Genomic DNA, 22,687 nt, shown 5'->3' with positions numbered 1-22,687 from the left:
CTGTCGCCTTCCGAGGCAACCCTCGAAGCGTGGTCGCTCAGCCCGGCTGTCCACCGTGCCCAGCGACCACGCTTCGCCGTCTCTCCCTCTCCAGAGGAGGTGACCTGACCTACAGGCGTTCGACGATGTGGTCGATGGCGGCGGTGAGCAGTTCGATGTCGGCGGGGTCGACGGCGGGGAAGCAGGCGACGCGCAGCTGGTTGCGGCCCAGTTTGCGGTAGGGCTCGACGTCCACGATGCCGTTGGCGCGCAGCACCGCGGCGACGGCGGCGGCGTCCACCCCGTCGAAGTCGACGGTGACGACGACCTGGGAGCGGTGCGCGGGGTCGGCGACGAACGGCGCGGTGTAAGGGGTCCTGTCGGCCCAGGTGTAGAGGATCGACGAGGACTCGGCGGTGCGCCGCACGCACCAGTCGAGGCCGCCCTGGGCGAGCATCCACTCGATCTGGTCGGCGAACAGGAACAGCGTGGCCACCGCGGGGGTGTTGTAGGTCTGGTCCTTGGCGCTGTTGTCGCGGGCCGTGCTCAGGTCGAGAAACGGCGGGATCCAGCGGTCGGTCGCGGCGATCTCGGCGAGGCGCTCGAGCGCGGCCGGGGAGAACAGGGCCGTCCACAGGCCGCCGTCGCAGGCGAAGGACTTCTGCGGGGCGAAGTAGTAGACGTCGGCCTCGCTGGCCTCGACCGGCAGACCGCCGGCCCCGGAGGTCGCGTCGACCAGGTGCAGCGCACCCGCGTCGGTTCCGCTCGGGCGACGCACCGGGCGGGCGACACCGGTGGAGGTCTCGTTGTGCGGGGTGGCGTAGACGTCGATGCCGGCCGCGGGTGCCCAGTCGCAGAAGGTGCCGGGCGCCGAGGACACGACGGACGGATCGGCCAGGAACGGTGCGCCCTCGGTCGTCTCCGCGAACTTGCCGCCGAACTCACCGAACACCAGATGCTGCGAGCGGGTGCGGACCAGGTTGAAGGCGGCCGCGTCCCAGAAGGCGGTGGCGCCGCCCACGCCGAGGACGACCTCGTAGCCCTCCGGCAGCGTGAACAGGTCGGCGAGGCCGGCCCGTACCCGGTTGACCAGGCCGCGCACCGGCCGCTGGCGGTGCGAGGTGCCCAGATAGGTCGAGCCGCTGGCCGCCAGCGCCGCCACCGCCTCCGGGCGGATCTTCGACGGCCCGCACCCGAACCGTCCGTCCGCCGGCAGCAACCGCGCCGGCAGCGTGATGCTGGTGGCGGCGGCACGGGCAGTGCTGGCGGCAGGGGCGGACGCCGGGGGTAGCAGGTCAGCCACGGTTGGCGGCCGGGTGGACGTCACCGAGCGGGCGCGGCGCCGGGCCGACGTAGCGCGCCGACGGGCGGATGAGGCGGCCGGTGCGCTGCTGCTCGAGGATGTGCGCGCTCCAGCCGGCGGTGCGGGCGCAGGTGAACATGGAGGTGAACATGTGCGCGGGGACCTCGGCGAAGTCGAGCACGACGGCCGACCAGAACTCCACGTTCGTGCGCAGCGGACGGTCGGGGAAGCGGTTGGTCAGCTCCTCGATCGCGGCGGCCTCCAGCGCCTCGGCCACCTCGTAGCGGGTGGAGCCGAGGTCACGGGCGGTGCGGCGCAGCACGCGGGCACGCGGGTCCTCCGCGCGGTAGACCCGGTGACCGAAGCCCATCAGCCGCTCCCTGCGGTCCAGGGCGCGACGGACGTAGCCCAGCGGGTCGCCGGTGCGCTCGACCTCGTCCAGCATCGCGAGGACCCGGGACGGCGCACCGCCGTGCAGCGGACCGGACAGCGCGCCGACGGCGGCCGACAGCGCGGCGGAGGCGTCCGCCCCGGTGGAGGCGACGACGCGGGCGGTGAAGGTGGACGCGTTCATGCCGTGCTCCGCGGCGGACACCCAGTAGGCGTCGATCGCCTGGACGTGCTTCGGGTTCGGCTCGCCCCGCCAGCGGATCATGAACCGTTCCGTTATGGTCCGCGCGCGGTCGACCTCCCGCTGCGGCACGGCCGGCTGCCCGAGCCCGCGGGCGGACTGCGCGACGAACGACAGCGCCACGACCGACGACCGGGCCAGGTCCTCACGGGCCTGCGCCGCGGAGATGTCGATCAGCGGCCCGAAGCCCCAGTACGGTGCGAGCATCGCCAGTGCGCTCTGGACGTCCACCCGTATGTCACCCGAGTGCACCGGCACTGGGAACGGCTCGGCCGGCGGGAGGCCGGGCTCGAAGGAACCGTCCACCAGCAGGCCCCACACGTGGCCGTAGTCCACCTTGCCGACAAGATCCTCGATGTCGACACCGCGGTAGCGCAGCGCGCTGCCTTCCTTGTCAGGCTCGGCGATCTCCGTCTCGAAGGCGATGACGCCTTCCAGACCCGGCTTGAAATCGCTCGTCTTCTCGGCCATCGAGTCCGGATCTCCGCTTCTGTCTCGAATGTGTGTCCCGTCGGTCCCGCTCCATCCGATCCTGCCCGGCGCCACCCGGACGCGCCAGAGCGCGGCCACCGCCCGGTCACCGCGGCCAGCGACCGCACGGCCGGCGGCACCGTTGCCGAGCCGCCCCGGACCTCCACTTTCCCCTCGCACCACGAGATCTTGATCTTACTTTGCGTGATTTCCATTGCGCCCATTTATGCTATTTCGCTACTTCTTTGCATCAACCTGCCGCGCGAAGCCGAGGATGGGTCGCCAGACTGGATCAGCACACGCTACGGTCGAACCCAGCATCTTCACCCATCCGACATATCCGCAGTTCATGGGCATGATGGGCGGACAAATGTCGCACCAGAGCGGACATTCGGGATGCCGGCCGAACGGGTCGCGCCATCGGACGAACCCGAGCCGCGGGGTGTCCGGTGGCACCACGGGCCGCGGGCCGTGGGCGCCGGCGCCCTGCGGGCGGCGCGCTCCCGGCGGCGGCCGTCCGCACCCATGGTCGGCAGCACGGCCGGCGGGTGGGTGCACCACGAGCGGATGCCGGGTGGTCATATCGACACCGCAGGCACAGGAGTCACGGGGAGATCATGGCGGTCGTGTTCATCAGTCATCGGGCGGCGGACGTCGCCAGCGCCACCCGGCTGGGTCGCGCGGTCAACGCCGTGGGCCACGCGGTGCACCTCGACCGCTGGGAGGTGCGCATCGGCGACACCGTGCCCATGTTCCTCAACGATGCCGCGGCCACCGCGGACTTCTTCGTGCTCGGCCATTCGACCCTTGGCATTCACGCGCCCTGGGTCGCCCAGGAATTCCTCCCGGCACTCACCAGCGAACTCGACTCGCGCGGCATCGCATTCCTGCCGGCCGTGTTGTCCGGCAGTGATGTCCCGGCCCGGATCGGCGGCCGTCCCTGCACGGATCTCACCACCGACTGGGACCGCGGCGTCGCGAACATCCTGAGCGCCCTGGCCTGAACCGCGACAGTCCGGGCACGCCCGTTCGACCACGGCCGCGCCCTGGCCACGCCTGGACGGCCCGGGCTGGCACGATCCCAGGAATGTCCAGCTCCTCACCGCACGACGCCGTCCCGCCACCGGACCCCTCGGTGCTACGCCGGTCCTACGAAGCGGACGGGTTCGAGGCCGAGCAGCTCGCGCCGACCTGGGTGGAGCAGTTCGCCAGGTGGTTCGCGGACGCCGTCGCCGCCGCCACCACCGACACGTCCGCTCCCGGCACGTCCGCTCCCGGCGGGCTCGCCGAGGCCAACGCCGCCGTGCTGGCCACCGCCTCGGCGCTGGGCCGGCCCAGCGCACGCACGGTGCTCATCAAGGCCTTCGATCACCGGGGCCTCGTGCTGTACACGAACTACACGTCCCGCAAAGGCCAGGAAAGCGCGGAGAACCCGTACGGCTCCCTGGTGCTCCCCTGGCATGCCATGGGACGACAGGTCGTGGTCGTCGGGTCGATCGAACGGGTCAGCCGGGCGGAAACCGAACGGTATTTCGCCGCGCGGCCCAGAGGATCGCAGCTTGGCGCCTGGGCAAGCCACCAGTCCGAGACCATCACATCCCGGACGATCCTCGACGAGCGAGCCGCGCGCCTCGCCGCCCGGTGGCCACCCGGCACACCCGTGCCAACGCCCCCGTTCTGGGGCGGGCTGCGCCTCGTGCCGGAAACCGTCGAGTTCTGGCAGGGACGGTCCAACCGCCTGCACGACCGGCTGCGCTTCCGCCGGATCACCACCGACCGAGCCGACGCCACGGGCACCGCTGCGACCGACCCCCTCGCGGGCGGCGCGGAACGCTGGATCGTGGAGCGCCTCGCACCCTGAGATCGACGGCCAGCCACCACCATCGAGCCGACCGCGCTCGGCCGCACCCCGGCCCCGGCCCGGCACGGCCCCGGCACGGCCCCGGTCGCGTCCCGCCGGATCGATCCGGCGGATCGACCGGCCGTGCCACGACCACGGATGGTCCGAATACGGCAGGTCATCCGGCCACCACGGACCATCCAGAAGTGCACACATCACCGCGGCGGACATCGTCCGTTGACGGTGGGATAACCGCGAAAAGGTGCTTCCCTCCCCCAACGGTCACGCTACGCCAGACCCGGAGGTATACGGATGGCCGGGAGGTTGCTACCTTCTCCCCGATCAGCTTTTCCGCAGGTCCATGTCGAGGAGACAGATTCATGCGCAGCACCGGAATGCGGGCCATGACGGCCGGCTTCCTCGGCATGGCAGCGATCATGCTGGCGGCTCCGGCTGCCTCGGCCGCCCCGACCATCCCGGGCGAACCGGGGTCGACGCCCACCACGACGGCGACCGCGACGGTGACCCCGGCCACGGGCATCGCTCCAGCTCCCACGCCCACCAGCACGCCGGGTGCGGACGCCACGACAACCGCCTCCCCGGACGCCTCCGCGACGCCCCTCGGGGCGGGGCTCCTCCCGGGCGCCACCGCCACGGCTTCGGCCAGTGCCGAGGCGACGCCGAGTGGCCCGCCGGCGCCGAGCGTGTCACCGGGTATCGAGGTGTCGGCCACCGGTAAGCCGTCCACCGGCAACGAGGGCCTCGACCGATTCCTCGATCTGCTGCCCTTCCGGGTGCCGTTCGACAAGGAAATCAACGGTATCGAGGACATCGACATCAACCCGCTGGTGCTGACGTTCACCTGCACCGGGGCGGAACCCTCCTGGCAGCTGCGTAACACCTCGGACAAGAGCTTCGGATTCGGCTGGTTCGACACCAGCCTCGGCGGCGGCATCCTGGACATCGGCCCGCAGCAGACCGTGCCGCTGCCGTCCAAGGCCATCGCGGTCATCGGCTCCCCCTGGGACGCCGAGACCAAGGAGCTGCTGGTCGCCATTCCGACGATCGGCGTGTCGAACTGCGCCGGGGTGACCCCCACCACGATCCCCGCGATCGCGGCGCCGGTGGCGCTGCCGGCAGCGGCACCGGCGGCGGCGGTCGCCGTCCAGGCCGAGCCCTACTACACGGGATGATCATGAGGCTGGGACTGGCCCGGCGACCGGCCTCGGCCTCGGCCCACGCCGCCGGCCCGGATGCGGGTGTGGTCGCCGGGTCGCGGCTGCGGCTCGGCGTCGTGCGGACCACCGTGCTCACCGCGAGCCTGCTGGTCGGGCTCGGTGGGCTGACCGGCTGTGGGGGCAGTGGTGGCGACGGCAGCCAGGCCGCGCCCACCAACCTCTCGCCGCAGGTGCGCAGCCAGCTCGCCGCCATCGCCGGCATCGGCCAGGGACGCAGCACTGTGGTGACCGCGTCCGGGACCAGCGTGGACCTCTACAGCGCGCCGACAGACACCCAGCCGTCCTCGACGCTCGCGAGCCCCAACCAGAACGGGGTGAAACGGGTCTTCCTGGTCCAGGCGAAGCTGCCTGGCTGGTGGCAGGTGATGCTGCCGGTCGCACCCAACGGAAGCACCGGATGGGTCCAGGCCGACCAGGTGACCGCGTCCGAGACGTCGTACCGCATCGTGGTGTCCCGCGGCCAGCACTCGCTGAAGGTACTCAAGGACGGTGCCCCCATCGCCGAGGAACCGGTGGCGATCGGCACCACGGACACCCCGACCCCCGGCGGACGTTTCTACCTGATGGAACTCCTCCAGCCCCGCAACCCCAAGGGCGCCTACGGCCCGTACGCCTTCGGCCTCAACGGCTTCTCGACGTCGATGACCTCCTTCGACGGCCACGAGCCGGTCATCGGCATCCACGGCACCAACGAGCCCAAGCTGATCGGCAAGGACGTCAGCCACGGCTGCATCCGCATGAACAACGACGCCATCACCCGCCTGGCCCAGACGGTCCCCCTCGGCACGCCCGTGGACATCACCGTCTGAATCCCGCGCGACGAGCGTCCCCTGCCGAACGTCCACCGCCGAACGTCGGCGGCCGAAGCCTGGCCGCCAGAGACTGGACGCCGGAAGGCCTGGGCAGGCGTGGCGCGCCGCGCGTGAGCTGCCCTCCGCATCTCACGCGGGCGCGACCACCTCCGGCGGAGCCCGTCACTTCTCCGCCGGGCTGGAGCGGGAGATCCTGCCCCCGTACCTCCTGCCCGGGTACAAGGGTCGCTAATCACCACGGTCCGGGTCCTTCAGACGAGAAAATTCGTCTGTCGGATTGCCGACAAGGAGACGGCCCGGCGGACAGTGGCGGCCCGTGCGCCGCGGACCCGGACGGTCGTGCCACCATCGACTCGACGGGGTCAGGAGCGGGCGTCGCGGGCGGCTTCGTAACGGGCCAGGGCGTCACGTCGTTCGGCGGCGTGGTCGACGATGGGCGCGGGATAACCGGCGGGTGGCCCGGCCGGCAGCGTCCACGGCTCGTGCACCTTCGCCTTCGGGACGTCGCGCAGCTGCGGAATCCAGCGGCGGACGTAGGTTCCGTCGGGGTCGTAGGTGCGACCCTGGGCGACGGGATTGAAGACCCGGAAATACGGTGCCGCGTCGGTGCCGGTGCCGGCGGTCCACTGCCAGCCGTGATGGTTGGAGGCCAGGTCACCGTCGACGAGTCGTTCGAGAAACCAGCGCGCCCCGTGCGTCCAGTGCACGTGCAGGTCCTTGCAGACGAAGGACGCCTCGATCATGCGGACGCGGTTGGGCAGCCATCCTTCGGCGAGCAGTTGGCGCATTCCGGCGTCGACGATCGGAAAGCCGGTCTCACCCCATTTCCACGCCTCGAACGTCCGGCCCGGCGGTTCGTAGGACATCGCCGCGAGCGCGTCGGTGAGGTCCGCTCGGGCCGAATCCGGATTCGCCGCCAGAACGTCGGCGTAGAACTCCCGCCAGGCCAGCTCCGAGCGGAACTTCTCCGCGTCCCCGGCGGCGGGGTCCGCGCCACCGTCGGCGACGTCGGCCAGGGCCGCGAGGACGGTGCGTGGGTGCAGGCAGCCGTATTTCAGGGCGGGCGAGAGGCGGGAGGTGGTGTCTCCGTCCGGGATGTCCCGGCGCTTGGCGTAGCCGGCGAGCGGGCCGCTCAGGAAGTCGTCAAGGCGGGCACGGGCGGCGCTCTCCCCGGCGGGGGGCAGCCGGACGTCGCCGAGATCAGGATCGGCCGGGATGGCCGCACCGGTCAGGGTGGCCCAGCGGACCCCGGCGGGCTCGGCGATGGGTGCCCGCCAGCCGTGGGCGGTCCAGGCGCGGTAGAAGGGGGTGAAGACCCGGAACGGGGTGCCGGCGGCGGTGTGCAGCCGTCCCGGCGCGACCGCGTAGGGCGAGCCGGTGGCGACCAGTTCCCGGCCCTCGGACGTCAGCGCCCGACGCACGGCGGCGTCCCGACATCGCCCATAAGGGCCGTGGTCGGCACCGATGTGCACCTGGATGGCATCGACCGCGCGCGCCACCTCCGGGACGACCCGCGCCGGGTCGCCGACCCGTACGCACAGCCGTCCGGACAGGCGCTCGTCGAGCTCCCGCAGGCAGCGGTAGAGGTAGGCGAGGCGGACCGCGCCGGCCGGGCGCCGCAGCCGGTCGTCCAGCACGAACAGAACCAGGACCTCGTCACCAACGGCGGCGGCGGCGCACAGCGCCGGGTTGTCGTACAGGCGCAGGTCGCGCCGAAGCCAGCAGACCGACACCGTCATGCGACCCGAGGCTAGCCGTCGCGGGCCGCGCTCGGACGACAGCCGGTCGACACCGGCACCGCGACCCACCGTTCGGACCCGGTTCGCCCGATGGAGGAGCACCTGTGGATGTGCGTTGGGCGAACTACGGCGCGCCCGGCCCGCGGGTGGGGCACTCTGGAAGCGGACGGGCCACCGACGGTCGGCCATCGGTGCGCACCACCCACATCACCCTGACCCGGTTGTCCGGCACAGTTCGGGAGACCCGCTGACGCCCCGTTCGTAACCGATCTTCGCGGCAGCGGCCCCATCAACGTCACGAGTGGCGAGCGGAGGGACATCTCGGTGGACCAGCTCTCGGATCTGGAGCGTTCCCGGTTGCTTCTCGGCTGGCTGGCCGCGCGGCGCGCGGTGGACAACTGCCTGTCCGACCTGTTGGCCGCGGGGCCCGCGGGTGAGCGGCGGGTACGCGAGTCACTGGCCCTGGTGGACGATCTTGAGAGTCGTGCGCAGGAGGCGTTCGACCGGTACCGCACCGCGGCGGAGCGCACCCCGGCACCGCCGGTGCGTCCGGCCGGCCGGCGCGGGCCGCCGCCGCCGTCCGAGCGGCCACGGCTCAATGTGGTCCGCGCCCCCGAAGGCGACCTCGCACGTAGTAGTTCCAACACGAAGGGTAATCACCGGCACCGGTAACGTCAGTGGGCCACCTGCCGGGTGACAATAACCAGCGTGCCAGCCGTTCGTCGCCACCGGATCGCCGCGGTCTGGCTCCTCTCGCTGCTCATCCCACCCCTCCTTGCGGTGACGGGCTGTAACACCGCGAGTGGATCACGGCGCGGCGGTGTGGCCCCCGGGCCCACACCCAGTGCCACGGCCACCGCAGGGCCGGACGCCCTCGAACGGTCCGGCCGGGGCATCCCGCTGCGGATCACGCTGCCGCCACCCGGCACACCCGAGCCGTATCCCCTGATCGTGGCGCTGCACAGCCTGCACTACGACGGCACCGACCCGAAGACGAACTGGGATCTTGACGGCCTGGCCCGGGCGGCCGGACTCGCCGTCGTCTATCCCGATGGCATCGGGAAGGCCTGGAACGCCGGCACCTGCTGTGATGTCGCCTCCGCCCGCAACATCGACGACGTCGGCTACCTGCGGGCCCTGATCGCGCACATCAGCGAGAACTATCCGATCGACCGCGGCCGGGTCAGCCTGGTGGGTCTGTCCAACGGCGGCATGCTCGCCTACCGGTACGCCTGCGAGCACGGCGACGAGATCGCCGGCATCGCGGTCGTCTCGGCCAGCCGGCAGGTCACCCGGTGCCAGCCGGCCGCACCACTGACCCTCGTCGTCATCCACGGCGGTGCCGACCAGCACGTTCCCTACGCGGGCACGCTGTGGTCGCCGGTGCTGAACACGGCCATCACCCCGGTCGAGCAGAGCATGGCGCCGATGCGGGCCGCGGACGGCTGCGCCCAGCCCGACGCCCCCGGTGACACCATCCTGACCGACGGGTACGGAGTGCCCCTGCGCAGCTCACAGGCCGCTATACCGGACGGCCTCTCCGTCTCCGTCGGCGGAGACGGCACGGCAGGGGCGACGGGTGCGGCAGGGGCGACGGGCACGGCGCCGGCGACCAGTTCCGGGGCGGGCGGGCCGGTGATCCGGCGGGAGGCACCGTGCTCGGCGTCGGCCCGGGTCGTGGAGTACCTGATGCCGACGATGGGCCATGGTTGGCCGCCGCGCACCGGCGAGGGCACGTTCGCCACGGCCGGTGTGATCTGGAACCTGCTCGCCCCGGCCCGGTCAGCCCGGGCCGGGCCGCGGCTCTGATCCACCCGACCCGGTCAGCCGGCCGGAGCGAACGAGGTGCGCAGGGCGCCCATCAGCGTGTTGAGGCTGGCCGACGCGTCGGTGGACACCCTGGCGATCAGCACGTAGACCGCGCCGTTGCCAGCCACCGTCCGCATCAGGTAGGACACCCGCTGGCCCTCGCGGTCGTAGGAGCCTGCGATCTCCTGGGTCGGCTGGCCGTTGGAGTCGGTGGCCGGGCCGGATCGTTCCCGGGTCAGCCCGGACACCCCGGCGAACTCGCCGGCCTGCACCCGGGCCAGCGCCGCCGCCTGGTCGGTGCCCTCGATCCGGGCGGCCCCGATCATCGCTGGTCCGAACTCGGCGGTGGTGCTCGGTTCGCCGTAGAAGATACCGGTGTTGTCCCGACGCTGCTTCCACACCGGTGGATGGGAGAAGGTCACCTTCTGCACCGTGTCGGTGAAGGCCACCCAGTCCGCCGGCACCGCCACCTGCCCGGTGCCCGCCGCGGCCGCACCGCCGCCCGCCGGGGCGGTGGCCGCCGCCGCGCCGGTGCCGCCCGCCGCAGCGGTGGCGGTCGGCACCGGGGTCGGGTCGTTCGAGCCTGCGGTGGCCGTGTGGCCGCTGGGACGTACCTTCTCCCACACCACTCCCGCGCCGACGCCGACGCCGAGTGCCACGGACAGCACGGCCAGGGCGACTCCGACCCGGCGCAGAAACGACATCGCCTCCCCGTCCGGAGCCGACCGCGCCGCGCCGCGCCGGGCGCCGAGGATGACGTCGGCGTTGTCGTCGTCGACGTCATCCTCGTACGGTGCGTCGACGTCGGCGCCAGGACCGGCGCCATAGGCGGATTCCCGGGCGTAGGGAGAGCGGCGGTCGTGGGGGGAGCCGTCCCGACCGGGTGTGCCGTCGTGGGCGGCATCAGGGTCGTCGTGGCGCGGCTCCCGCCGGTCACGGTCGCCGCCGGCACGGACGAGTTCACGCTCCATCGCAGCGGTGAGCGGCCCGCCGGGGCGGCGGGGCACCGGGCCGCCGAAGCGGGTCTGGCCCCGTCCACCCATGGACGTCGCCGCCGGGTCCCCGGTCGGGTCGACACTGCCGGCACCGGGCAGGTGCGGACCGGTCGCGGCCGGCCGCGGGGCCCGACCACGCGGGTCGGAGCCGTCCCGAGGGGCCGGTCGGCCCCGCGGGTCCGAACGATCCCGCGGATCCACGCCGCCCCGCGGATCAGAGCGGTCCCGAGGGTCCACGCCACCCCGGATATCCGAGCGGTCCCGAGGGTCCACGCCACCCCGGATATCCGAGCGGTCCCGAGGGTCCAGCCGAACACGCGGGTCCGAGCGGTCCCGAGGGTCCACCCGAACACGGGAATCCGAGCGGTCCCGAGGGTCCACCCGAACACGGGGATCCGAGCGGTCCCGAGGGTCCACCCGAACGCGCGGGTCCGAGCGGTCCCGAGGGTCCACCCGAACACGGGGATCCGAGCGGTCCCGAGGGTCGGGCCGGCCACGTGGGTCCGATCGGTCCCGGGGGTCGGGCCGGGCAGGCGGGTCCGTACCGGCGCGTGGGTCGGGGTTGCCACGGCGGCGCTGCCCGTCGGTGGACCGGGGCAGCAGACCGGTGGCGGCCGCGTCCGGGGAACTCCCGAAGCGCCGCTCGAGAGGGCCGGGCTCCCCGGCGGCGGGCAGCGCTTCCGCGTCCGCGCGCGTGGGATCGCCGCCGCGCGCCGCGGCGCGGGCCGCGCGGCCGCCGGTGGCTCCGCTGTGCCGCCCACCCACGGGCGGAACCAGGGCTCGACGCATCGACGTCGTGCCGGGCGCCGGCGGGGCGCCAGGCGGGGCGGACGGTACCGAGGCGGGTGGCCCCGTCGGCGCGTACCCGGGCGGGGGCGACCCCGGAGCGGCGGATCCGGGCGCGGCGGCCGGGCCGGGCAGATAGGCGGTGGGCGCGGCCGGCCCGGGGCCATCGGGCCCGCGGCCGCGGCCGTACAGGGCGCCGGGCGGGCCGTAGCCGTCGTCGCCAGCCGGGCCGGCGCCACGGGCGGACTCCGGATAACCGGGTCGCGGCGGATAGCCGGGCTGGGATGGTTGACCGGAATCAGCCGGATAGCCGGGCCGGGAAGGACCGTAGCCCGCGTCGGTCGGGCCGTAACCCGTGTCCGTCGGGCCGTACTGGCCGGGCCGCCCCTGGGAACGGGATCGTCCCTGCGCGCCGTCGCCACTGGAGCGATGGTGGGGAGGCGGGCGCTGATCCTCCTCCCAGCCGGCCCGTCGCGCACCGTCCGTCACCAGACGACCTCCGATCCCGAGCCGCTGCACGCATATGTTCGTCCCACCGGTGTACCACGGATTTGCCAGGACGTTGCGCGCGCCTAGTTGACAACGACCCATCAGGGACATACGGGCCTCGCCGGATACCCCCCAACGTGCGTCGATATCCTCCCATGACATCCCTGCAAGCAGGGACAATGCAGCAACCTCCTGGGGGAGAGCACAGTGAAGGGCTTCAAACAGTTCCTGATGCGCGGGAACGTGGTCGACCTGGCCGTCGCCGTGGTCGTCGGCACCGCGTTCACCGCGGTGGTCACGTCCCTGGTGGCGAACATCTTCACGCCACTGATAGCCGCGATCTTCGGCAAGCCGGACTTCTCCGATCTGACCTTCAAGATCAACGGAAGCATCTTTCGTTACGGCGCGTTCATCAACAGCGTCATCGCGTTCCTGTCGGTGGCGGCCGTGATCTACTTCGTCGTCGTCCTGCCACTGAGGACACTCGCCGAGCGTCGGGCTCGTGGCCAGGCGGTCCCGGAGGAGGACCTCGTACTGACGGACGAGGCTCGGCTGCTGACCGAAATCCGTGATCTACTGGCGGAACGCCGCAGCGGCGCCTGACTCCGCGACCAGTCCGGAGACGGCACGCCGGCCCCGCCGCGAACGGTCGCTAACCCGAACGTTGGTCGGCATTCAGGTATCGCTCAGGCTCGCAAGGGAAAGTGCCAACCATGACACCGCGTCCCCCCTTCAGCGACAACGCCGATGAAGCCCAGCCGGGTGGCGGCCGGGAGGGGTCCGGCGCCGGGCACGACTCGCCGTCTCCCTGGGCCCCGCCCGCCGCTGACGGGTACGGGTCGCCGGCAGCACAGCCGCACCCGGCCGGTCCCTACCACCCAGCGGAGAGCTCCACACCTCCCGGCGCTCCTTACCCGCCCCCATCGGGTCCGCCGACGGGGGGCTGGGGATCACCGGCCGGCCCCGCCAGCCCCGGGACCGGCGGCTCTCGCCCGCCGGCTCCGCTTCCCGGTGGGACGCCGGGCGGCGGGCTGTACGGGCCGCCGGCGGGCGGTTCGGGTGGCGGGGCGCCGTGGACCAGTCAGTGGGGGGCGGCGCCGGTGGGTGGCGGCTATCCCCCGACCGGGCAGCTCCCGATGGGTGATCCGTCGGGGCCGCAGGGTCGGGGGGGCCCGCCTGGTCTCGCCTCCGGTTCGGCACCGGGCGGCTCGGGTGGTGGCACGGTGGCGTTGCGCCGGCGCCGGCTGGTGGCGGCGGGGCTCGCCCTCGCGCTGGTGTCGGCGGGTGTCGGTGGGGCGGTCGGGGCGCTGGTGGCCGGCGACGACGGTGGGAGCACCGTGGTGACCACCGCCGGTCTGGAGCGCAGTTCGTCCACCGAGGGTGGCACGTCCCCCGCGGCGTCGGACACCGTCTCGGCGGCGGCGAAGAAGATCCTGCCGAGCGTGGTGACGATCTCCGAGGAGTCCAACAGCGAGTCCGGTACCGGTTCCGGCACGATCATCCGCGCGGACGGTCACATCCTGACGAACAACCATGTCGTGTCGGGCGCGGCCGGCGGTGGCACCCTGACGGTCACCCTCCAGGACGGCCGCACCTTCTCGGCCCAGGTGGTGGGCACCGACCCGAGTTCCGACCTCGCCATCATCAAGATCAACGCCTCCGGGCTGACCGCGGCTACCTTCGGTAACTCCGACTCGCTCAACATCGGCGAACTCGTTGTCGCGGTCGGCAGCCCGCTCGGTCTCAACGGAACGGTGACCTCCGGCATTGTCAGCGCCGTGCACCGTCCCGTACGCACCGGCGACTCGACCGTGCGCGACCAGCAGAACACCGTTCTGGACGCGATCCAGACCGACGCCCCGATCAACCCGGGTAACTCCGGCGGTCCGCTGGTGAACAGCCGCGGCGAGATCATTGGGGTGAACAGCGCGATCGCGACGGTCGGCGGCGGGAGCAGCCCGTTCGGGGGTACTCAGCAGTCCGGCAACATCGGCGTCGGCTTCGCCATTCCCGGTAACTACGCCGAATCGGTCGCCACCCAGCTCATCACCGCGGGTCGGGCGCAGCATCCCTACCTCGGCGTCGCCGCGTCCACCGCGGACGAGAACACCCGGTCGACGGCGGCCAGCGGTACCGGTGCGCAGATTCGGACAATGGTCTCGGGCGGTCCGGCGGAAAGCGCTGGCCTGCGCGTCGGCGATGTGATCACCAAACTGGGTGACCGGGCGATCCCCGATGTCGATTCCCTGATCGCCGCCGTGCGCTCGCATGGCATCGGGGACGACGTCGAGGTCACGTACACCCGGGACGGCAAGTCCGCGACCACCACGGCGAAGCTGGCACTGCAGCCACCGACGTCCTGATCGTCCCGGTCCGTCCCGCTTCGCCGTCCGACATACCGACGACGGGTTAATCGTGGGGCGATTCGGCGCAGGGTGACGAATGGCCGATGCCGTTCGGAACAGCAACCTGCGCCAGATCGGTCAGGTAAAATCACCGATCTCCTCAATGGGCTACTTTTTTGTCACACTTGTGACCAGCGCCCCGGGATAGCTGGTCGCCGCACCCGCCACACCCAGGCCGCACATGTTGCACAAAAGCCACGTAGATCCCAAAATGCTTACACCTTTTGTGGTCAAGCGATACCAGGTGTCGAATCGATGACAACAAAATCCTCACAACGTTCACCTGTTCCCGCGGGCTGCCTCCTAGCATGAGCGTCGTCCACCCTGATCGGGCCCGCCGCTAGTCCACCGGGAGACGCGAGAATATGGACGACGACGCGGACCTCGTGGCCCGTGTCCGCAGTGGTGATCGACTGGCCTTCGATGACCTTTACGATCTCTACGCGGACGATGTCTTCTCCATGTGCCTGCTGGTCCTGGGGGATCCGACCGTGGCCCGCGCCGCGGCCGGGACAGCCTTCGCCCTGGTCGCACGCACCCGACTCAACCCCCTGAGCGATCCGGCCCGGCTGCGCTCCTGGCTGCTCGAACTGGCCCGCGGCAGTGCCCTGGCCTGGTCGGGTTCCCCGCAGGCCCGCAGTGTCCCGGTGCCGCACGGGGTCGCGCCGGAGGAGTTGCTGCTCGGCGCGGTCGTGCCGGCCCCCGCGAGCCTGCGGGTGGGCCTGGCCCGCACCTTCGACCGGGCGGCCACCGTCGCGGAGGCCGCGGCCAGCCGCCGGGCCGCCGAGGCCTCGGCCTTCCTGGCTGCCGGTAGATCCATGGTGACACCGGCCCACGATCACGCACCGGCCGCGGACAGCGCCCCGGCTGCCGGTCACGAACCGGCCGAGATCCCCGCCATGACCAACGGCGACACTGTGGTGACTGGGTCGCACCCACGGTACGAACCGGCGTCGCTCGAGGCGGCACGGTCACCCGCGGAGCGTGACCTGCCGCTGATGCGGGTGGACGAGGACGGCGCCGAGTTCGCCGGCCCGTCGACTGTCGTACCCCTCGCACCATGGCGGACCCGCCCCGCGATGGCGGCCGCCGCCGTGCTGGCAGCCGCTGCCGTCGGCCTCACCGCGGCGATGAACTGGCCCGCCAGCGAACCGCAGCTCATCTCGGAGAGCCGGATCGCCGTGGTGACCCCACCCACGCCGCCGGCCTTCACCCGGCCGTCAGCCGCGCCCGCCGCACCCGGCGGGCGCACCGACAGTGACAGTCCGACCGCCGCGGCCACGGTCGTCGGCGCCTACACCAGTGGTGCCGGCCCGGCACGCCATCGGGTGCCGCACGTCATCGAGCCGGTCGCGCGGGACGTCCGCCGCACACCCGCGGTCTCCGCGCAGGGCAACGGTGATACCGGCGGCTCGGCTCCGGCATCACCGGCGTCACCGACCAGGCCGACGTCGAACGGGGTTCGTCCCCCCACCACCACGAACCCCGGCACGACCACCCCGACGACCACACCGAAGACGTCCACCTCGGTCGGAATCCCCACGGGCGGCACCCCGACGGGCACCACCGGGCCGACGCCAGCCACCCCCACGACGCCCGGCAACGTCGGCTCGCCCCCCTCACCCGGCACCTCGACCCCCACCGGCACCGGCACCCAGACCCCGACCCCGGACATCGGCGCCGGGTCGACCACCGGCGCACCGACCCCGGGCACCCCGACCACCAGGAGCACACCCGGTGTCGGGACGACCCCGCCCGCCGGCACCGGCAGCACCGGTTCGGGCAGCACCGGTTCGGGCAGCACCGGCTCCGGCGGTGCCGCGGCGGCCACCACCGCACCGCCGTCGTCCGGCGGCGCAGGCGGATCGGGGTCGGGCACGGGTGGCGCCGGCACCGGGGCGACTCCCGCGGCGCCGACCTCCCCCGCCCGGGTCCAGCCGCCGATCGCGGTGTGACCCACCGCGATCGGCATCAGGTTCCAGGTCAGCGCACCCGGTAGACCAGGGTGGTCGTGTACTCGTCGAAGTCGTTGAGCCGCAGGCTCAGCCGCAGCTGCCAGGAACCGGACAGCGGGGCCTGAAGATCATCGCTGCGCGCGTGCCCGGTCTCGGCGAGGTCCAACGGCACCGTGAACGGCCCGAGGTTCTTCGCCGGCAGCGAGAGCTGGGCCTGCGCGGCGGCCAGACGTTGCGGTTTCCCGGTCGCGGCGATGGCGTACACGTCGATGGACTCCGGACCGATCCGGGTCGGGGCGATCCGCACCTTCACCGTCATCGGCCCGGCGAACGCGCTGCCGTGGAACGGCGGCGCGTAGCTGGACCGGGCCGGCACCATGTTGACCAGGCTGGCCGTGAGCCCGAGGACCACCGCGGCCAGCGCCAGTTCGGCCACGACCCCCCGCCGTAGCCCGGCCAGCGCCGCGGCCCCCGGCAGCCCGTCGGCCCGCACGGCCGCACCGTCACCCTGGCCAGTACCGAGACCGGCGTCGGCGTCGGCGGCCGCGGCGAGGTGAGCCCGGGCGGAGCCGTAGTTGCGGCGCACCCACTGCCGGGCCAGGGCGGCGACGCCCAGCATGCCCAGAACGAACCAGACCTTGTAGAGCACCAGCCGGCCGTAGCTGGTGTCGACGATGGCCGCGAACGACCCGATCTCCCGCCAGCTCTGCACGAGTCCGCTGAGCACGATCGCGACGACCGCACCGATCGCGAGCCGGGACCACCGGGGCAGCACCGCCCCGATCTCGGCCGCCGAGGCCGTCCGCAGCAGGATCACGATGACGGCCAGCCCGCCGAGCCAGACCGACATCGCCAGGACGTGCACCGTGAGGCTCGCCACCGACAGACCCACCAGGTCGCCGGCACCGCCGTGCCCGATCGCGGCGAGACTCACCGCGACCGCGAGGCCGAGCGCCGCCAGTTCACCGCGTCGCCACAGGTCGGGCCGACCCATCCGGGCCGCCTGACGCAGCAGCGGCGCGGCCAGCAGCAGGGCGAGCAGCCGGATGAGCAGCAGATGGCCGAAACGCTCGTCCAGCGTCGCAGACAGCCGCGACCAGTCGGCGAGGGCACCCAGCCCCCGACCGGACGTGTACGGCCCCTGCAACAGCAACTGGACGACGGACGCCGCGACCGCCAGCCCCCAGGCCGTGGCCAGCAACCGCCCGCTGGCGGCGGCCCGAAGCCCTGCCGGCCACAGCAGCAGCAGGAACAGGCAGCCGCCCAGCAGCACACCGACGCCGATGTACCCGGCGAACCGGGCCACGCCGAACAGGAACCCGACCGCGGCCGAGCCCGATGTGCTGCCCTCGGCGCGCGCGGCGCCGGCGTCCGGCGGGCCGCCGACACCGAAGGCGAACGCGCCCGACACCGGATGGCTGTCGGCGGAGACCACCCGCCAGCTCGCCACGTAGGTACCCGAGGGCAGCCCGGAGCGCAGCGCCACCATCGCCTGGGACGCCTTCGCGCCGCCCTGGGCATGGCCGAGATCAACCCGGTTACCGGCCCGGTCAAGGACCCGGATCGAGTCGCCCGCCACCCGCACCGACTCGCTGAAGGAGAGCGTCACCCGGGCGGGCGGTGCGGACAGCGCCGCGCCGCCCTGCGGATCGGTGCCGGTGAGCAGGGCATGGGCGGACGCCGGGGCGACTCCGACACCCAGGCCGATGGATGTGGTGGCCAGGGCGACCAGCGCCATGACCACCACCGCGATCCTGCGCATGGACGACTACGCCTGCCGCCGTGACGTGCGGACGGCGAAGACCGCGGCCAGTGCCACGGCGATCAGCCCGAGCACGACACCGGCGATGCCGAGCGCCCGGGCCGTCCCGTCGTCACTGTCGCCACCGCTGGCCACCGCCGTGCTGGTCTGTGCGCCACCACCGGTGCTCGAGGTGTCGGCGGGCGCCGCCGTGCCCGTGCCCTGCGCCGAGGCGGCGGTGATGGTGATCGTCGGGGCGGGGAGGTCCGGTTCGGGCTGGCCCGGCGCGGCGATCTGGACCCAGCGCACCACCTCGCCGCTGGAGTAGGTCTGCAGCGCCTTGAACGCCACCGGGCCGGCGGTGGTCGGCAGCGGTCCGGCGGACACGTTGAACGTGTCGAACTCCCCCGGCCGGATGCCGGGGCTGCCCTGCGCCACGGTCCAGGTGATCCGGCTGACCACCTCGTCGACCGCGCCGTCATCGGAGCGCAGCGGCCGCGCCGGCTTCGACTTCGTGATCCGGTAGTCCCATCCGGCCTTCGGCTGCACCGAGACCGAGGCGATCGGAGCCTCGCTGGGGAACTGGACGTCGAGGCTGGTCGTGGAGGCGCCGTCCTGCTCGTTGGGCACCTTGAACGTCAGCGTCGTGTAGGCGCCGGGAGCCGCCGTCGCCGGCGCGACGGAGACGTGCGCCGAGGCCGGTGTGACCGCCACGGCCAGCGTGGCCGCGCCGACCGCGGCCAGCACACCCAGCCGGGAGAAACGTCGTGGCCGGAAAATACCTGCAGGCATGGAAAACCCCTCGAATGTCCCCGCGGCACACGACGGCGCCCGGGGATCGGAAGTCCGGAAAAGGTGCGACCGAGACGTCGCCGAAGGGAGGGGAAAGACCGGACAGCGCACCCGCGCAGCCGTCATCCACCCGATGGACATGCCGGTATGACACGCCGGCCGAACAGTCCAGAACCGCCCGGCACCATCCAGAACCCACTGGACGCGGCCAGGTGCGGTCAGGGTGCGGCGCCGGCCATGGCGGGCCGGCGCCGGTAGCTCTCGCCCCCTACGGCAGGGCTGGCAGGGGCGGGCCACGGCGGCGGGCGGCGCGCCCCAGCGGCCGGGTGTGCGCCCGGGGCGCCCGACAGGGGCTGACGGCGCGCAGGACCGGTGGGCGGGCCGGGACTCCCCCGGCCAGCAGCACCACCGACCATCCGGCGATCCGCTCGAACGGACCGCGGGCCAGCGACGCCGACGCGAGGCTCCCGACGCACCACAGCACCCGCTCGGCGCGGCGCAGCAGGACCGCGACCAGCAGCGCCGCCAGCACGTGCGCGAGCAGCATCCGGCTGGTCAACAGGCCGAGGCAGGCCGCCCGCGCCGCCGGCAGCCCGGCCGCGTGCGCCGCCGCCGGCATGTCCATCCCGGCCATGCCGAGGCCACCCGCCGCCGCCCCGGCCGCGGTGGCCGGATCGCCCAGCGCGGGCTGGACCGCGTGGGTGTGCGGCGCCACGAGCCCGAACGCGAGGTGCAGTGCCACCTGAGCACCGGCGACACCGCACGACAACGCCGGCAGCCCACGCTCACGACCGGCGAGACCGAAGGCGAGCCGGGTGAGTATCCCGACGGCGAGGACCGTGACGACCAGGCCCGGACGACCGGCGCCGCCCACCGCGTGGGCGACCCAGGCGAGGCTGACCGACGAGGTGGCGAACGCGGCGGCACGACCGAGGCGCGCCGTGCCCCCGTTCACCGACCAGCCCGTCCCCACAAGGAGCAAGCTTGCCATGCTGGTCCGACAGACCGCCATACCCCGCGGTGTCGGCCAGACGTCCCAGTACGCTCACCGACTGTGCGAGTTGTCATCGCCGAGGATTCGGTCCTGCTCCGTGAAGGTCTACGTCGGCTGCTCACGGACGCGGGATGCGAGGTGGTAGCGACCGTCGGCGACGGTCCCGGGCTGGTCGCCGCGGTGGTGGAGCATCGACCCGACGTCTCGGTCGTGGATGTGCGGATGCCGCCGTCCCACCGGGACGAGGGGCTGCGGGCGGCGATCACCGCGCGCTGCGAGGTGCCTGGTTCGCCGGTGCTGGTGCTCAGCCAGTACGTCGAGAGGCAGTACGCGGCCGAACTGCTCGCCGACGGTGCCGGCGCCATCGGCTATCTGCTCAAGGACCGGGTCGCGGACGTGCGGGAGTTCGTCGACGCGGTGCGCCGGGTGGCCGCCGGTGGCACCGTCATGGATCCGGAGGTCGTCGCCCAGCTGCTCGTGCGCAACCGCCGCGACGACCCGTTGCGCACCCTTACCCCGCGCGAACGCGAGGTGCTGACGCTGATGGCCGAGGGGCGTTCGAACACCGCCATCGCCACGCATCTGGTGGTCAGCGGCGGCGCGGTGGAGAAACACATCTCCAACGTCTTCGCGAAACTCGGTCTGGAGCCGAGCAACGCGGACCATAGGCGAGTCCTGGCCGTCCTCGCCTATCTGCGCGGCTGACCGTCCGGACTGCCCGGACGCCGGGTGGCGGCCAGACTGACGCTCCGACCACGGATGACCGCTGACCGGCGACGCAGTGAGGGTGGATGGTCACACAACCCGGGGGTACCCGTAGGCTGCCGTTTCTGTGAGCCCCATTCTCGCGCCCGGACGAGTGGGAAACACCATTCGGTCGCTGTTGATCCTTACCGTACTCGTCCTGCTGATGCGAACGGCTTACCTCCTGTGGTTTTTCCACACGCCGGCCTGGACGTCCCGGCCGGGTGAGATCCGGTACTGCGGTGGGTGGTACGAGCGGCTGGATCGACCCGAGGTGACCGCCAGCACGGCGATCTCCACGGCCGGTGGACGACTGAAGATGGTCATGCGCTCCCCCGTGTGGCGGCCGATCATGGCCTACAAGCCGTCGTCCGGCTGCCCGCGTTACGTGTTCGCCAAGGTCGGCGACAACGCCTACGTCTCCTACCGGGCGCAGTGACGTGAGCGGCCTCACACCACCGCGAGGGGTGTGAGGCGCCGCGGATCGGCCGTTCGCGGCTACCGGGCGACCGAGGACCGGGCCGTGTCGCCGAGCCGGGGACCCGCGTGCACATACACCCGGGCGTGGATCGACGTGCGCTGCTGCAACGCCGCCCGCACGGCCCGGTGCAGACCATCCTCCAGGTAGAGGGCCCCACCCCACTCGATCACATGGGGGAACAGGTCGCCGTAGAAGGTCGAGTCCTCGTCCAGCAGGACATCCAGCGCGAGCACCCGTTTCGTCGTGACGAGCTGGTCGAGCCGGACCTGGCGTGGGGGTATGGCCGCCCAGTCCCGCTGACCAAGGCCGTGCTCGGGGTACGGGCGACCATCTCCGACCAATCTGAAGATCACCGGCACCTCCTCCTCGAGGGCGAGACATCCATCGTCAGGACAGCCTAGAAGCCGCGCGACACCGAGAAGACTCCGGTCGGCCCAGACCGGGAACCGCGGACAGCGGGACCACACCCGCGCGACCACTGGCACTACGGGGCGCGGCGGTACTTGACCCCCAGCCGAACAAGGACTTAAGTAAGCCTAACCTGATGGTCGGGGGGTTGTGATGGAGGCGCTAGTGGGCGGGAAAGACCCGGTGGGCGAGGGCGTCGGCGTCGACGTCGACGGTCTGGTGAGCATGGACAGCCCGGTCGGCGTGACAGGCCCCGTCACCGCAGTGAACAGCGACGACGCTATGACCGTACTGGCCGGGCGGGCGCGCACGGTCCTCGCCAGCGGGCGCACCGCACTGCTCACGCTGCCCTGCGAGCGGGCCCGTGGCTGGGTGGGCATGATCGACGACGGCGGCGAGCCACTGCTGATGGCCCGGGCCGACGGGCGGATCGCCGAGGCGGCCCAGAGCGGGCGCCGCGGCTGGGTGGATGTGCCCGGGCACTTCGGCGAGCGACTGATCCTCACCGGCACGTTGCGGGTGGTGCCCGGCACCACCGCCCAGATCCTGAGTCGCCTCGCCGACCTGGGCCGCTCCGTCGACCCGATCGACGCCGTCGCCGACGGGCTCGCGATGCTCGCCGTCTCGGTGGACGAGGTGGTCCTGTGCCTGCCGCCGGCCGACCAGGCCGGGCGGGTGCGACGGTGGTCGACCGGGGCGGTGGGTCGCCGTATCGACCTGGCGACGTACGCCTTCGCCGAGCCGGACCTCATCGACGCGTACGCTCCCGAACTGATCGATCATCTCAACACCCGCCACGCCGAGCAGATGTGTCAGCTCGCCGGCGGCGGCCGCACCCCCGGCGGGGACATCGCCGGCGCGTACGTCAGCGGCCTCGACCGTTACGGCATGGACCTGTGGCGCGTCGACACCACCGGCGCGCATCCGGTGCGGATCGTGTTCGACGAGCCGCTCGGTGAGCCACGCTCGCTCGGCCGGGAGCTGCGCCGCCTGCTCGAACGCGCCGGACGCGACGCCGGGTGAACGCGACCGGCTGACCATCCTTCGACACCGGTGGTGCGGGCCGCGAGGTCCG

Annotated in this window: 21 protein-coding genes; 13 read left to right on the top strand and 8 right to left on the bottom strand. The window is 72.5% G+C overall.

Annotated features, from left to right (window positions below; genetic code table 11):
- Positions 1 to 109: 109 nt before the first annotated feature.
- Positions 110 to 1,282, bottom strand: a complete 1,173-nt coding sequence (gene serC, locus MXD59_RS04875) for a phosphoserine transaminase (RefSeq protein WP_504858336.1) — start codon at positions 1,280 to 1,282, stop codon at positions 110 to 112.
- A complete protein-coding gene (locus MXD59_RS04870) occupies positions 1,275 to 2,384 on the bottom strand; it encodes a citrate synthase 2 (RefSeq protein ID WP_248812030.1) in 1,110 nt (369 codons plus the stop codon). The genes serC and MXD59_RS04870 overlap by 8 nt, the downstream gene beginning before the upstream one ends.
- A gap of 617 nt (positions 2,385 to 3,001) precedes the next feature.
- On the opposite strand from MXD59_RS04870, the gene MXD59_RS04865 reads away from it, so the two are divergent.
- The 4 genes from MXD59_RS04865 to MXD59_RS04850 all read left to right on the top strand — a co-directional run bounded on the left by MXD59_RS04865 (position 3,002) and on the right by MXD59_RS04850 (position 6,271).
- Positions 3,002 to 3,388 carry a toll/interleukin-1 receptor domain-containing protein gene (locus MXD59_RS04865; RefSeq protein WP_248812029.1) on the top strand — a complete coding sequence of 129 codons (387 nt, stop codon included), beginning with the start codon at positions 3,002 to 3,004 and terminating at the stop codon, positions 3,386 to 3,388.
- Positions 3,389 to 3,471: 83 nt separating this feature from the next.
- Positions 3,472 to 4,245, top strand: a complete 774-nt coding sequence (gene pdxH, locus MXD59_RS04860; protein ID WP_248823597.1) for a pyridoxamine 5'-phosphate oxidase — start codon at positions 3,472 to 3,474, stop codon at positions 4,243 to 4,245.
- Positions 4,246 to 4,604: 359 nt separating this feature from the next.
- Positions 4,605 to 5,417, top strand: a complete 813-nt coding sequence (locus tag MXD59_RS04855) for a hypothetical protein (RefSeq protein WP_248823596.1) — start codon at positions 4,605 to 4,607, stop codon at positions 5,415 to 5,417.
- Positions 5,418 to 5,419: 2 nt separating this feature from the next.
- Positions 5,420 to 6,271: a L,D-transpeptidase gene (locus MXD59_RS04850; protein ID WP_248823595.1), complete on the top strand. Its 852-nt coding sequence runs from the start codon at positions 5,420 to 5,422 to the stop codon at positions 6,269 to 6,271.
- Between the two features lie 365 nt (positions 6,272 to 6,636).
- On the opposite strand, the gene MXD59_RS04845 is transcribed toward MXD59_RS04850, so the two are convergent.
- Positions 6,637 to 8,013 carry a cryptochrome/photolyase family protein gene (locus MXD59_RS04845; RefSeq protein ID WP_248823594.1) on the bottom strand — a complete coding sequence of 459 codons (1,377 nt, stop codon included), beginning with the start codon at positions 8,011 to 8,013 and terminating at the stop codon, positions 6,637 to 6,639.
- Positions 8,014 to 8,117: 104 nt separating this feature from the next.
- On the opposite strand from MXD59_RS04845, the gene MXD59_RS04840 reads away from it, so the two are divergent.
- The 3 genes from MXD59_RS04840 (at position 8,118) to MXD59_RS04830 (ending at position 9,822) form a co-directional block, all read left to right on the top strand.
- Positions 8,118 to 8,264, top strand: a complete 147-nt coding sequence (locus MXD59_RS04840) for a hypothetical protein (RefSeq protein WP_248823593.1) — start codon at positions 8,118 to 8,120, stop codon at positions 8,262 to 8,264.
- Between the two features lie 73 nt (positions 8,265 to 8,337).
- The gene (locus tag MXD59_RS04835; RefSeq protein ID WP_248823592.1) at positions 8,338 to 8,685 is read left to right on the top strand and encodes a hypothetical protein; all 348 of its coding nucleotides are present in this window, start codon (positions 8,338 to 8,340) and stop codon (positions 8,683 to 8,685) included.
- A gap of 36 nt (positions 8,686 to 8,721) precedes the next feature.
- Entirely contained in the window at positions 8,722 to 9,822 is a 1,101-nt protein-coding gene (locus MXD59_RS04830; protein ID WP_308301646.1) for a CE1 family esterase, read from the top strand.
- Between the two features lie 14 nt (positions 9,823 to 9,836).
- Here MXD59_RS04830 and MXD59_RS04825 read toward each other — a convergent pair whose 3' ends face one another.
- A complete protein-coding gene (locus MXD59_RS04825) occupies positions 9,837 to 10,865 on the bottom strand; it encodes an LpqN/LpqT family lipoprotein (RefSeq protein ID WP_248823591.1) in 1,029 nt (342 codons plus the stop codon).
- Positions 10,866 to 12,299: 1,434 nt separating this feature from the next.
- Between MXD59_RS04825 and mscL the strand changes: the two genes are divergently transcribed.
- From mscL to MXD59_RS04810, 3 genes are all read left to right on the top strand, one after another.
- Positions 12,300 to 12,695: a large conductance mechanosensitive channel protein MscL gene (mscL, locus tag MXD59_RS04820; RefSeq protein WP_248823590.1), complete on the top strand. Its 396-nt coding sequence runs from the start codon at positions 12,300 to 12,302 to the stop codon at positions 12,693 to 12,695.
- Between the two features lie 533 nt (positions 12,696 to 13,228).
- Positions 13,229 to 14,455 (top strand): S1C family serine protease, encoded by a 1,227-nt coding sequence (locus tag MXD59_RS04815; protein ID WP_372511911.1) that lies wholly within the window; start codon positions 13,229 to 13,231, stop codon positions 14,453 to 14,455.
- A gap of 407 nt (positions 14,456 to 14,862) precedes the next feature.
- On the top strand, positions 14,863 to 16,452 hold the full coding sequence (locus MXD59_RS04810) for an RNA polymerase subunit sigma-24 (protein WP_248823588.1): 1,590 nt from the start codon (positions 14,863 to 14,865) through the stop codon (positions 16,450 to 16,452).
- A gap of 28 nt (positions 16,453 to 16,480) precedes the next feature.
- Here the strand turns inward: MXD59_RS04810 and MXD59_RS04805 are convergent, their stop codons facing one another.
- The 3 genes from MXD59_RS04805 to MXD59_RS04795 form a co-directional block, all read right to left on the bottom strand.
- The gene (locus tag MXD59_RS04805) at positions 16,481 to 18,214 is read right to left on the bottom strand and encodes a copper resistance CopC/CopD family protein (protein ID WP_248823587.1); all 1,734 of its coding nucleotides are present in this window, start codon (positions 18,212 to 18,214) and stop codon (positions 16,481 to 16,483) included.
- A 6-nt stretch (positions 18,215 to 18,220) separates the two neighbouring features.
- Positions 18,221 to 18,985, bottom strand: coding sequence for a YcnI family copper-binding membrane protein (locus MXD59_RS04800; RefSeq protein WP_248823586.1), 765 nt, complete (start codon positions 18,983 to 18,985; stop codon positions 18,221 to 18,223).
- Positions 18,986 to 19,253: 268 nt separating this feature from the next.
- Positions 19,254 to 19,940 (bottom strand): hypothetical protein, encoded by a 687-nt coding sequence (locus MXD59_RS04795; RefSeq protein ID WP_248823585.1) that lies wholly within the window; start codon positions 19,938 to 19,940, stop codon positions 19,254 to 19,256.
- A gap of 99 nt (positions 19,941 to 20,039) precedes the next feature.
- On the opposite strand from MXD59_RS04795, the gene MXD59_RS04790 reads away from it, so the two are divergent.
- Together MXD59_RS04790 and MXD59_RS26845 are read left to right on the top strand one after the other, a co-directional pair.
- Positions 20,040 to 20,684 carry a response regulator gene (locus MXD59_RS04790; protein ID WP_248815775.1) on the top strand — a complete coding sequence of 215 codons (645 nt, stop codon included), beginning with the start codon at positions 20,040 to 20,042 and terminating at the stop codon, positions 20,682 to 20,684.
- 313 nt (positions 20,685 to 20,997) lie between these two features.
- Positions 20,998 to 21,162, top strand: a complete 165-nt coding sequence (locus MXD59_RS26845; protein ID WP_308301645.1) for a hypothetical protein — start codon at positions 20,998 to 21,000, stop codon at positions 21,160 to 21,162.
- A 59-nt stretch (positions 21,163 to 21,221) separates the two neighbouring features.
- Here MXD59_RS26845 and MXD59_RS04780 read toward each other — a convergent pair whose 3' ends face one another.
- Entirely contained in the window at positions 21,222 to 21,557 is a 336-nt protein-coding gene (locus MXD59_RS04780) for a type II toxin-antitoxin system VapB family antitoxin (RefSeq protein WP_248823583.1), read from the bottom strand.
- A gap of 238 nt (positions 21,558 to 21,795) precedes the next feature.
- On the opposite strand from MXD59_RS04780, the gene MXD59_RS04775 reads away from it, so the two are divergent.
- Positions 21,796 to 22,635: a DUF2470 domain-containing protein gene (locus tag MXD59_RS04775; RefSeq protein WP_308301644.1), complete on the top strand. Its 840-nt coding sequence runs from the start codon at positions 21,796 to 21,798 to the stop codon at positions 22,633 to 22,635.
- Positions 22,636 to 22,687: the final 52 nt, after the last annotated feature.

This window comes from Frankia umida (genome assembly GCF_023242945.1).
GTDB classification, from domain to species: Bacteria; Actinomycetota; Actinomycetes; order Frankiales; family Frankiaceae; genus Frankia; species Frankia umida.
Note: the sequence above shows the minus strand (reverse complement) of the source record. Positions and strands in the feature narration are given on the sequence as shown.

Excerpts from the sequence above, each read along its gene's own strand:
- MXD59_RS04800 (WP_248823586.1), bottom strand. The coding sequence starts at position 18,985 with ATGCCTGCAGGTATTTTCCGGCCACGACGTTTCTCCCGGCTGGGTGTG.
- MXD59_RS04815 (WP_372511911.1), top strand. The coding sequence starts at position 13,229 with ATGGGTGATCCGTCGGGGCCGCAGGGTCGGGGGGGCCCGCCTGGTCTC.
- MXD59_RS04850 (WP_248823595.1), top strand. The coding sequence starts at position 5,420 with ATGAGGCTGGGACTGGCCCGGCGACCGGCCTCGGCCTCGGCCCACGCC.
- pdxH (WP_248823597.1), top strand. The coding sequence starts at position 3,472 with ATGTCCAGCTCCTCACCGCACGACGCCGTCCCGCCACCGGACCCCTCG.
- MXD59_RS04870 (WP_248812030.1), bottom strand. The coding sequence starts at position 2,384 with ATGGCCGAGAAGACGAGCGATTTCAAGCCGGGTCTGGAAGGCGTCATC.
- MXD59_RS04825 (WP_248823591.1), bottom strand. The coding sequence starts at position 10,865 with ATGGGTGGACGGGGCCAGACCCGCTTCGGCGGCCCGGTGCCCCGCCGC.
- MXD59_RS04805 (WP_248823587.1), bottom strand. The coding sequence starts at position 18,214 with ATGCGCAGGATCGCGGTGGTGGTCATGGCGCTGGTCGCCCTGGCCACC.
- MXD59_RS04855 (WP_248823596.1), top strand. The coding sequence starts at position 4,605 with ATGCGCAGCACCGGAATGCGGGCCATGACGGCCGGCTTCCTCGGCATG.
- MXD59_RS04810 (WP_248823588.1), top strand. The coding sequence starts at position 14,863 with ATGGACGACGACGCGGACCTCGTGGCCCGTGTCCGCAGTGGTGATCGA.
- MXD59_RS04845 (WP_248823594.1), bottom strand. The coding sequence starts at position 8,013 with ATGACGGTGTCGGTCTGCTGGCTTCGGCGCGACCTGCGCCTGTACGAC.
- MXD59_RS04865 (WP_248812029.1), top strand. The coding sequence starts at position 3,002 with ATGGCGGTCGTGTTCATCAGTCATCGGGCGGCGGACGTCGCCAGCGCC.